Raw genomic sequence first — 9241 nt, 5'->3', positions numbered from 1 at the left:
ATGCCCAAGCCCGACGTGCCCACGGCGCTGCAGAATCTGGCGATTGCCTTTGAGCATTACAACGAGCGGCACCCCCATAGTGCGCTGAAATACCGGTCCCCCAGGGAGTTCAGGCGTCACCAGGATTTATCAGCCTAAGGGTGATTCCGTGTCCGGTAATACGGGGGCAAATCCACACTTGCAGCACCCGCTGCTGAGGCGGTTTTACTTTAACCATCCAACTCTTGGGGGTCAGTTCATTCCCGGGACGATTCATCGTGCGTATGTGGCGTTTCTCCAAATCCAATGGGACCACCGAAGAGTTCCACACGAAGATGGGGATGCTCTCGCGCAGGGCGTATGGCTTCAGGAATTTTGAGAATTACCGCATGCGAGTCTTGGCCCAGTGCGGTTGGAGTGGTGTGGTTAACCGAGTTGACGTGGAGCGGGTGATGGGAATCGAACCCACGCTTGAGGCTTGGGAAGCCGCCGTTCTACCATTGAACTACACCCGCATCGACTTGCAATCGATTGATTCGCAAGGATTTACTGTAGAATGACAGGCTCATCCCAAACCCCTGCAGCCCGCTATTTTACCAGTATTTTGAACCTGTCCAAATCCCCCCCGCCCATCGTGACCGCGACGAATCCGTCGGGCAGCGGCCACATCCGCAGCTTCGTCCACCGCCGCGCCCACATCACTCCCAGCCAGGAGCAGGCCATTGCCCAGTGGCTGCCGCGCTGGTCCATTCCTTACCAGCACACGCTTTTGGACCCGGCCCGGGCCTTTGGCCGCGAGGCGCCGGTCATCCTCGAGATCGGCTTCGGCATGGGCGAGACCACGCAGCAGATCGCCCAGGCCCGGCCTGATGAAAACTTCCTGGGCGTCGAGGTGTTCAATGCCGGCGTGGGCGCGCTGCTCAAGCGCATCGAGGAAAACGGGTTAGGCAACATCCGCATCATCCAGCACGACGCCGTCGAGGTCCTGCGCGATATGATTGCGCCGGGCTCGCTGGCCGGGGTCCACATTTATTTCCCCGATCCATGGCCGAAAAAGCGCCACCACAAGCGCCGCCTGATCCAGCCGCCCTTTGTGGCGCTGCTGGCCGAGCGCCTGGCGCCTGGCGCCTACATCCATTGCGCCACCGATTGGGAACATTACGCGCATCAGATGCTCGAAGTGTTATCAGCCGAGGGGGCGCTGAAAAACACCTGCGCGGACTTCGCGCCGCGCCCGGACTACCGGCCGCTGACCAAGTTCGAGAGCCGCGGCCTGCGCTTGGGCCATGGCGTCTGGGATCTGGTCTTCACCCGCCGCGAGGACGCGGCGCCCCCAAACCGCAGCAACAAGGAGACCTGATGTATCCCGCGATCGAACCCTACGCCCATGGCCGACTGGATGCCGGCCATGGCCATCAGGTCTATTGGGAATTGTGCGGCAATCCGGCCGGCCGGCCGGTCGTGTTCCTGCACGGCGGGCCCGGCGCCGGCTGCTCGCCGGCTCACCGCCGTCTGTTCGATCCCGAGCGCTACAAGATCCTGCTGTTCGACCAGCGCGGTTGCGGGCGCTCGACGCCCTCGGCCTGTATCGACCACAACACGACCTGGGACCTGGTCGCAGACATCGAGCGGCTGCGCTCCGAGGTGCTGGGTGCGGAGCAGATGGTGGTCTTTGGCGGCTCCTGGGGCTCGACCCTGGCGCTGGCGTATGCCGAGGCGCACCCCGACCGGGTGCGCGCCCTGATCGTGCGTGGAATTTTTCTGCTGCGCCGTGCAGAGCTGCTGTGGTTCTATCAAGAGGGCGCCTCATGGCTTTTTCCCGACCTGTGGGAAAAGTACCAGGCGCCGATTCCCGAAGCCGAGCGCGGCGATATGATGGCCGCCTATCGCCTGCGGCTGACTGGCGAGGACCCCCAGACGCAGTTGGAGGCCGCCCACGCCTGGACGCAATGGGAGAGCAACACCATCACGCTGCTGCCCGATCCGGCCCACCAGCAGGCGCACACTGAGGATGCGGCGGCGCTGGCGTTTGCGCGCATCGAAAACCATTATTTCGTCCACGCCGGCTTTATGGACGAGGGCCAGTTGCTGCGCGACGCGCACCGGCTCGCGGACATTCCGGGGGTGATTGTCCAAGGCCGCTACGACGTCTGCACGCCGGCCCGTTCGGCCTGGGCGCTGCACAAAGCCTGGCCGCGGGCAGACTTCCACTTGGTGCCCGATGCCGGCCACGCCTTCGACGAACCCGGCATCCTCGCACGGCTGCTAGCCGCCACCGACCATTATGCGCGCGACTAGCGCGGCACCGCCCGAATTCGGTCCCGAGGCCTGTTACCATCATTCCATGAGTATGAACATCGTATTGAACGGGGAACACACCCGGCTGGACGCGGTCCGCACCGTACACGACCTGGTCGCGCACCTGGGCTACCAGAACAAGCGCATCGCCGTCGAGCGCAACGGCGACATCGTGCCGAAAAGCCAGCACGCCGAGGCGGCGCTGGCCGAAGGCGATCGGATCGAAATCGTCATCGCCGTGGGAGGGGGATGAGACAGGACACAAGACAGTCCCCTGCGGACTGTCTTGTGCCTGTCGAATCCGAGCGGCCTGCAGGCCGTGAGGTGGAGAGATGCCCCACCCCGAGACGCCCCGTGCCTGTCGAATCCGAGCGGCCTGCAGGCCGTGAGGTGGAGAGATGCCCCAACCCCGAGACGCCCCGTGCCTGTCGAATCCGAGTCGTCGCTAGCGAAACCCGCCGAAACCGCCGCCCCTGCCCCCCAGGCCCTTGATGCCACCCATGGCCCGCATCATCTTGGCCATGCCGCCTTTTTTCATCTGCTTCATCATGCCCTGCATCTGCTCGAACTGCTTGAGCAGGCGGTTGACCTCTTGCACGGGCACGCCCGCGCCGGTGGCGATGCGGCGCTTGCGCGAGGCCTTGATCAGCTCGGGCTTGGCACGCTCGAGGGGCGTCATGGAATTGAGGATGCCCTCGGTGCGGCCGAGCTGCTTGTCAGCCTGGCCGCCCTGGATTTGCGAGGCGGCCTGAGCGAATTGTGCCGGCAGTTTTTCCAGCAGCGAACCCATGTCGCCGAGCTTTTTCACCTGCTGCAACTGATCGCGAAAATCATTCAGATCAAAGCGGTCGCCGGACTTGAGCTTCGCGGCGAGCTTTTGTGCCTCGGCGGCATCGATGTTCCGCTGCGCCTGCTCGACCAGGGACACGATGTCCCCCATGCCGAGGATGCGCTGCGCCATACGCTCGGGATGGAAGGGCTCGAGACCATCGAGTTTTTCAGAAATCCCAACGAATTTCAGCGGTTTGCCGGTAATGTGCCGCACCGACAGGGCCGCGCCGCCACGGGCGTCGCCGTCGAGCTTGGTCAGAACCACGCCGGTCAAAGGCAGCGCCTCTGAGAACGCACGGGCGACGTTCACCGCATCCTGGCCCTGCATGGCATCGACGACGAACAAGGTCTCGACCGGATCGAGCAGCGCGTGCAGCGCACGGATCTCGGCCATCATGGCCTCATCGATCCCCAGGCGGCCAGCGGTATCGACCAGCAGCACATCGTAGTGATGCCGGCGCGCGTGGTCGAGCGCCAGGCGGGCGATGTCCTCGGGTTTCTGAGAGGGATCAGTGGACAGGAAATCCACGCCGACCTGGGCAGCCACCGTGCGCAACTGATCGATCGCCGCGGGGCGGTAGACGTCGGCACTGACCAGCAGAACCTTTTTGCGGCCGGTCTTGCGGCCGTGCTGGATATGCTCGCCCGCGGCGAGCCACTTGGCGAGCTTGCCGCTGGTGGTGGTCTTGCCGGCGCCCTGCAGGCCGGCCATCAGGATGACGGCGGGCGGCTGTGCGGCGAGGGACAGTTCGCCTGCCTCGGCGCCCAGGTCGCCGCCCATCAGGGCCGTCAGTTCCTTGTGCACCAGGCCGACCAGGGCCTGGCCCGGGTTGAGGCTGCCGGCGACCTCCTGGCCCAGGGCGCGTTCCTTGACCCGGGCCACGAAATCGCGCACGACGGGCAGCGAGACGTCGGCCTCGAGCAGGGCCATGCGCACCTCGCGCAGCATCTCCTGGGTATTGGCCTCGGTCAGGCGCGCTTCGCCGCGCATGGTCTTGACGATGCGGGACAGGCGATTGGTGAGGTTGTCAAGCATGATGTGGATTCGCTGAAACTGGTTGATCGGCCGGGCAACGCATAAAATAGACGCTTTTGGAGCGCGCGCCGCTCGCCGGACTCCCAAGGGGATTATGTCTGCAAGCATTGTATTTCACTTGCTCGCCGCGCTGGCCTACAGCGTGCTGGCGGTCGCCCGCTGGCAGCCGCTCGCGCGCGGCCGCTGCGGCCAGCCGAGCCAGGCGATTGGCCGCCTGTGCGTGCTGGGCGCCATCGTGCTGCACGGCATGGGCCTTGCCCTGGCCACCATCGTACCTCAAGGCCTGCATCTGGGCTGGGCGCTGGCCCTGTCCACCGCCGTCTGGCTGGGCATGATCGTCTTCTGGATCGAGAATTTCCTGCTGCGCATCGACAGCATCCTGTTGCTGCTCCTGCCCGCCGCCGCCCTCGCCTGCCTGCTGGCCGCGGCCTTTCCGCAGGGTCACCTGGTGCCGCACGCCAATAATGAGTGGCTGCGCACGCACTTGCTGATCGCCATGACGGCTTACGGCCTGATCACCGTGGCCGCCCTGCATGCCATGCTGATGACCGCGCTCGACCGCCAGTTGCACCGCCCGATCGAGGCGGCGGAGCGGCGCGACATCCTCACCCGCGCCCTGGAATCCATGCCGCCGCTGCTGGTGCTCGAGCAACTCCTGTTCCGGCTGATCTGGATCGGCTTCGCGGTGCTGACGCTCACGGTAATCACCGGCATCGAGGTGTCGCTGCGCCTGGACGGGCGCGCGCTGCCGATGGACCACAAGACCGTGTTCACCCTGCTGTCCTGGTTGACCTTCGGTGTCCTGCTGGCCGGACGCCACCTCAAGGGCTGGCGGGGGCGCACGGCGCTGCGCTGGACCTTGGCCGGGTTCGCTTTCCTGCTGCTGTCCTACACCGGCAGCCGCTTCGTGCTCGACGTCATCCTCCAGCGAGGCACACTTGGCTAAGTTCCTGCTCTGGGCCATCATCATCCTTGGCGTCATGCTGGCGGCGCGCCTGATCGCGCACCGCAATGCGCGCGAACGCGTGGCACCACCACCGCGCCCCAGCGGCGGCGCCGGCGCCCGCGACGCCCACTCCATGGTGCGCTGCGAGCACTGCCAGATCTACCTGCCGCGCTCCGAGGCGTTCATGAGCCAGGGCAAGACCTGGTGCAGTGCCGAGCATGCGCGCCTGGGCTTGAAAAAATGAGCTTGCCGGGCCGACATGCCGGGGCCACGGGTACCAGAGCAGGGCTGAATATCGAGGACTCCGGTTGGCTCGCCCCCGCGGCCGGCATCCTGCGCCGCCCATCCCCCAACCACGACGCACGCCCTGGCGACGAGGACCCCTATCTGCTGGTGATCCACAACATCAGCCTGCCGCCTGGGGTGTTCGGGGGCGACGCTGTCATCGATTTCTTTCAGAACCGCCTGGATTTCACGGCCCACCCATGGTTCGAGAACATCCGCGACTTGCGGGTTTCCGCCCACTTCCTCATCCGACGCGACGGGACCATCATCCAATTCGTGCCAACGATGCTGCGGGCCTGGCACGCGGGCGTATCGAGTTTCGAAGGCCGCGAACGCTGCAACGACTTTTCCGTCGGCATTGAGTTGGAGGGAACAGATACGTTGGCGTATACGGACGCGCAGTACGAGCAGTTGGACGCGCTGGCGATGGCGATCCGCGCACGGCATCCAATTCGCGCGGTACAGGGGCACGAGCATATTGCGCCCGGGCGGAAAACAGATCCCGGCCCTTCCTTCGACTGGGATCGATTCAAGCGTACAACGGGCCAGGGCCCGCGACCGATGGCATCACCCGGGCGTAACCCGCAGGCGAAAACCGGAACACCAGACCAGCGACGATCGTGACGCAGGCCAGATGCCAAAGCCACCCGGCGGCATAGCCGCCCGTGGCGTCATGCAGCGCGGCGACGAGCCACGCCGGAACGGCGGCCAGGATAAAACCGCCGCCCTGCATCAGTGCTGACAGCGCCCCCGCCTGCGCCGGATCGGGCAGGTGCTCCAGGGCCACGATCATGATCAAGGCAAAACACCCCCCCAGGCCGGCGCCCAGAATGACCACCAGCGCGAAGGGCGACAGGGTGGGCATGAATGCCAGGCCCACAAAGCCGACTGCCTGCAGGGCCAGCGTCAGCCACAGCCACAGCCGTCGGTCGGGCGGTTTTCCGGCGAGGATGGGCAGCGTCAGGGCCGTCACGGCCTGGCTGATGGACAGGATGGCCAGCAGGCTCCCGCTGGCGGCGGCGTCCCAACCATGCTCCTGATAAGCAGGCGCCAGCCAGGCCACGACTGAGGCATAGCCACCATTCAGGAGACCGAAGCAGCTCATCAGCAGCCAGGTCCGGGGCCTCGACAACAGGATGCGCGTGATGCCGCCCTTCGGGCGCGCGCCGGCATCATCCGGCAGAAAGACGCCCGCGAGGATGACGGCCGCCAGAGCGGGCAGCGCAAAGCACGCCAGCCCCATCGCCCAGTTGCCGGTCACTTGAGCGATCATCGGCGACACCACGGCACCCAAGGCGCCACCGCCCATCAGCGTGGCGGAATACAAGCCCATCATGGGCCCCACCTGACGCGGGAATTCACGTTTCACGATCCCTGGAAAAACGGCCTGGACGATCGCCACCCCCAGACCGATGAGCGCGGCCGTGGCGACCATGCGCCACCCGCTCGACGCCAGCAGGCGCAAAGCAATGCCGGCGCAGATCACCAGCAAGGCGCCGATCATCGACCGGCGCGCACCGACCATGCTCTGCAAGGCCGGACCGGCGAACGCCACGCAGCCCATCAGCAGCATGGGAATCAACGTCAGCAGGGCCATGCCCTGCAGGCCCAGCGCCGTACCGTCCTGGATGTTGGCCGCCAGCGGCCCAATGCTGGTGATGAACGGCCGCAGATTAAGCCCGATGAGCGCCACGGTGGCAATCAGGGCGGCCCGTGCAAACTTCGACTCCACGCTCACCATCCGCTCAGGCCACAGGCCGCTGCCGGCCCTTCCAAGCCGCATAGAGATCCGGCCTGGCGTCGAGCCGGACCGGGACGTGGCGGATCGTCATCGTCTGCTGGGCGCAAGGCTTCGCCAGGTCGGCGCCGAGGCCGGTGATCAAACGGCCCCTCACGGTCCCGTCACGCCCCCAGGAGCAGCGCATTCACCCGTTTGACGAACGCGGCCGGATCCTTCAAGGCCGCGCCCTCGGCCAGCATGGCCTGATCCAGCAGCAATTCGGCCCAGTCGCCAAAAGACCCGTCGGGCTGTGCCTCGATACGCTTGACCAGGGCGTGCCCCGGATTGACCTCGAGGATCGGCTTGACCTCCGGGGCGTCCTGGCCGGCAGCCTTGAGCATGCGCAGCAGGTGGGGGCTGAGCTCGTTCTCGTCGACCACCACGCAGGCCGGCGAATCCACCAGGCGGGCGGTGGCGCGAACGTCCTTCACACGCTCGCCCAGCGCGGCCTTCAGGCGCTCGATGGTCGGCTTGAAGGCCTCGGCGGCCTCGGCCTGCTGCTTTTTTTCATCCTCGTCGGCCAACGCGTCCAGGTCCAGCCCGCCTTTGGCGACCGAGGCCAGGGCCTTGCCGTCGAACTCGCGCAGATAGGACAACATCCACTCGTCCACGCGATCGGACAGCAGCAGGACCTCCAGGCCCTTGCGGCGGAACACCTCCAGGTGCGGGCTGTGCGCGGCGGCGGCGTGGGAATCGGCGCTCAGGTAATAAATCTTGTCCTGGCCTTCCTTCATGCGGCCGACATAGTCCGCCAGGGACACGGTCTGGACCGGGCTGTCGGACTGGGTGGAGGCAAAGCGCAGTAGGCCGGCGATGCGATCTTGATTGGCCGGATCCTCGCCCGCGCCTTCCTTGAGGACCTGGCCGAACTGGGTCCAGAACTCGGCATACTCCTCGGGCTTGTCCTTGGCCAGGTCCTCGAGCAAGCCCAGGACGCGCTTGGCCGAGCCATCGCGGATGGCGCGCACGTCGCGGCTTTCCTGGAGGATCTCGCGCGAGACGTTCAGCGGCAGGTCGGCCGAATCGACCACGCCGCGCACAAAGCGCAGATAAGCCGGCAGGAGCTGCTCGGCGTCGTCCATGATGAAGACGCGCTTGACGTAGAGCTTGACGCCCCGGCGGGCGTCACGGTCCCACAGGTCGAAGGGCGCGCGCTTGGGGACGTAGAGCAACTGCGTGTACTCGCTGCGACCCTCGACGCGGTTGTGGGTCCAAGCAAGCGGGTCCTCGAAATCATGGGCCACATGCTTGTAGAACTCGCGGTACTGCTCGTCGGTGATGTCGGCCTTGGCCCGGGTCCACAGGGCGTTGGCCTGATTGACGGTTTCCCATTCATCCTGGACGACCTGCTCGGACTTCTCGGCGTCCCATTCCTCCTTGCGCATCTGGATGGGCAGGGAAATATGGTCGGAATAGCGGCGCAGAATCTCGCGCAGCTTCCATCCCGACAGGAACTCGTCCTCGTCGGCGCGCAGGATCAGGGTCACCGCGGTGCCGCGATCAGCCTTGTCCACCACGGACACCGAAAATTCGCCCTGGCCGTCGGACTCCCACAGCACGCCCTCAGCGGCGGGCACGCCGGCACGGCGGCTGCGCACGGATACTTTTTCCGCGATGATGAAGGCCGAGTAAAAGCCCACGCCGAATTGGCCGATGAGCTGGGCATCCTTTTGCTTGTCGCCGGTCAGTTGGGAAAAGAACTCGCGCGTGCCGGAACGGGCGATGGTGCCCAGGTTGGCGACGGCCTCGTCGCGCGACAGCCCTACGCCGTTATCGGAAATAGTGATGCTGCGGGCCTCCTTGTCGAATTCCACGCGGATGCGCAGGTCGGCGTCGCCCTCTAGCAGGTCGGGCCGGTCGATGGCCTCGAAGCGCAGCTTGTCGCAGGCATCGGATGCGTTGGATACGAGCTCGCGCAGGAAGATTTCCTTGTTGCTATACAAGGAATGGATCATCAGGTGCAGCAACTGCTTGACTTCGGCCTGGAAGCCCAGGGTCTCGGGCGTCGTCGTCTCGGTTTGGCTCATGGTGCTCGTCGTTCTCAAAAAGTCATCGGTGGTCGTGCCCGCCCCGGGCACGCCGGGCG

At 65.6% G+C, this 9241-nt stretch carries 10 protein-coding genes, 1 tRNA gene and 1 pseudogene; 8 read left to right on the top strand and 4 right to left on the bottom strand.

Features of this window, described 5'->3' with window-relative positions:
• Together ABS761_RS15600 and ABS761_RS15595 are read left to right on the top strand one after the other, a co-directional pair.
• Positions 1 to 138 (top strand): integrase core domain-containing protein (locus ABS761_RS15600; protein ID WP_350409277.1); only part of this gene is annotated, 138 nt, incomplete at its 5' end.
• Between the two features lie 116 nt (positions 139 to 254).
• A pseudogene (locus ABS761_RS15595) lies at positions 255 to 389 on the top strand (transposase); the annotation flags it as partial.
• Between the two features lie 31 nt (positions 390 to 420).
• Here the strand turns inward: ABS761_RS15595 and ABS761_RS15590 are convergent.
• Positions 421 to 494: transfer RNA gene (locus tag ABS761_RS15590), tRNA-Gly, on the bottom strand.
• Between the two features lie 41 nt (positions 495 to 535).
• On the opposite strand from ABS761_RS15590, the gene trmB reads away from it, so the two are divergent.
• Genes trmB through thiS form a run of 3 tightly spaced genes read left to right on the top strand, consistent with a single transcriptional unit; the run spans position 536 to position 2530 of the window.
• Positions 536 to 1339 (top strand): tRNA (guanosine(46)-N7)-methyltransferase TrmB, encoded by an 804-nt coding sequence (gene trmB, locus ABS761_RS15585; RefSeq protein ID WP_350409268.1) that lies wholly within the window; start codon positions 536 to 538, stop codon positions 1337 to 1339.
• Positions 1336 to 2277, top strand: coding sequence for a prolyl aminopeptidase (gene pip, locus ABS761_RS15580; protein WP_350409276.1), 942 nt, complete (start codon positions 1336 to 1338; stop codon positions 2275 to 2277). The genes trmB and pip overlap by 4 nt, the downstream gene beginning before the upstream one ends.
• Positions 2278 to 2329: 52 nt before the next feature.
• Positions 2330 to 2530, top strand: a complete 201-nt coding sequence (gene thiS / locus ABS761_RS15575; RefSeq protein WP_350409275.1) for a sulfur carrier protein ThiS — start codon at positions 2330 to 2332, stop codon at positions 2528 to 2530.
• A 192-nt stretch (positions 2531 to 2722) separates the two neighbouring features.
• Here thiS and ffh read toward each other — a convergent pair whose 3' ends face one another.
• On the bottom strand, positions 2723 to 4144 hold the full coding sequence (ffh, locus tag ABS761_RS15570) for a signal recognition particle protein (RefSeq protein ID WP_350409267.1): 1422 nt from the start codon (positions 4142 to 4144) through the stop codon (positions 2723 to 2725).
• 94 nt (positions 4145 to 4238) lie between these two features.
• On the opposite strand from ffh, the gene ABS761_RS15565 reads away from it, so the two are divergent.
• The 3 genes from ABS761_RS15565 to ampD are packed head-to-tail and all read left to right on the top strand — an operon-like array spanning position 4239 to position 5999.
• Positions 4239 to 5090: a cytochrome C assembly family protein gene (locus tag ABS761_RS15565; protein ID WP_350409266.1), complete on the top strand. Its 852-nt coding sequence runs from the start codon at positions 4239 to 4241 to the stop codon at positions 5088 to 5090.
• Positions 5083 to 5334 (top strand): PP0621 family protein, encoded by a 252-nt coding sequence (locus ABS761_RS15560; protein WP_350409265.1) that lies wholly within the window; start codon positions 5083 to 5085, stop codon positions 5332 to 5334. The genes ABS761_RS15565 and ABS761_RS15560 overlap by 8 nt, the downstream gene beginning before the upstream one ends.
• Positions 5331 to 5999, top strand: coding sequence for a 1,6-anhydro-N-acetylmuramyl-L-alanine amidase AmpD (gene ampD / locus ABS761_RS15555; protein ID WP_350409264.1), 669 nt, complete (start codon positions 5331 to 5333; stop codon positions 5997 to 5999). The genes ABS761_RS15560 and ampD overlap by 4 nt, the downstream gene beginning before the upstream one ends.
• Here the strand turns inward: ampD and ABS761_RS15550 are convergent.
• Both ABS761_RS15550 and htpG read right to left on the bottom strand, forming a co-directional pair.
• Positions 5905 to 7116, bottom strand: a complete 1212-nt coding sequence (locus ABS761_RS15550) for a cyanate transporter (RefSeq protein WP_350409273.1) — start codon at positions 7114 to 7116, stop codon at positions 5905 to 5907. The two genes, ampD and ABS761_RS15550, sit on opposite strands and share 95 nt — an antisense overlap.
• A gap of 161 nt (positions 7117 to 7277) precedes the next feature.
• On the bottom strand, positions 7278 to 9182 hold the full coding sequence (htpG, locus tag ABS761_RS15545; RefSeq protein ID WP_350409263.1) for a molecular chaperone HtpG: 1905 nt from the start codon (positions 9180 to 9182) through the stop codon (positions 7278 to 7280).
• Between the last annotated feature and the right edge of the window lie 59 nt (positions 9183 to 9241).

Source organism: Castellaniella sp. GW247-6E4 (genome assembly GCF_040276065.1).
Lineage (GTDB): Bacteria > Pseudomonadota > Gammaproteobacteria > Burkholderiales > Burkholderiaceae_B > Castellaniella.
This window is presented reverse-complemented; position numbering and strand designations above follow the sequence as displayed.

Coding starts and splice junctions, on each gene's coding strand:
- trmB (WP_350409268.1), top strand. CDS start 536: ATGACAGGCTCATCCCAAACCCCTGCAGCCCGCTATTTTACCAGTATT.
- thiS (WP_350409275.1), top strand. CDS start 2,330: ATGAACATCGTATTGAACGGGGAACACACCCGGCTGGACGCGGTCCGC.
- ffh (WP_350409267.1), bottom strand. CDS start 4,144: ATGCTTGACAACCTCACCAATCGCCTGTCCCGCATCGTCAAGACCATG.
- ABS761_RS15565 (WP_350409266.1), top strand. CDS start 4,239: ATGTCTGCAAGCATTGTATTTCACTTGCTCGCCGCGCTGGCCTACAGC.
- ampD (WP_350409264.1), top strand. CDS start 5,331: ATGAGCTTGCCGGGCCGACATGCCGGGGCCACGGGTACCAGAGCAGGG.
- ABS761_RS15550 (WP_350409273.1), bottom strand. CDS start 7,116: ATGGTGAGCGTGGAGTCGAAGTTTGCACGGGCCGCCCTGATTGCCACC.
- htpG (WP_350409263.1), bottom strand. CDS start 9,182: ATGAGCCAAACCGAGACGACGACGCCCGAGACCCTGGGCTTCCAGGCC.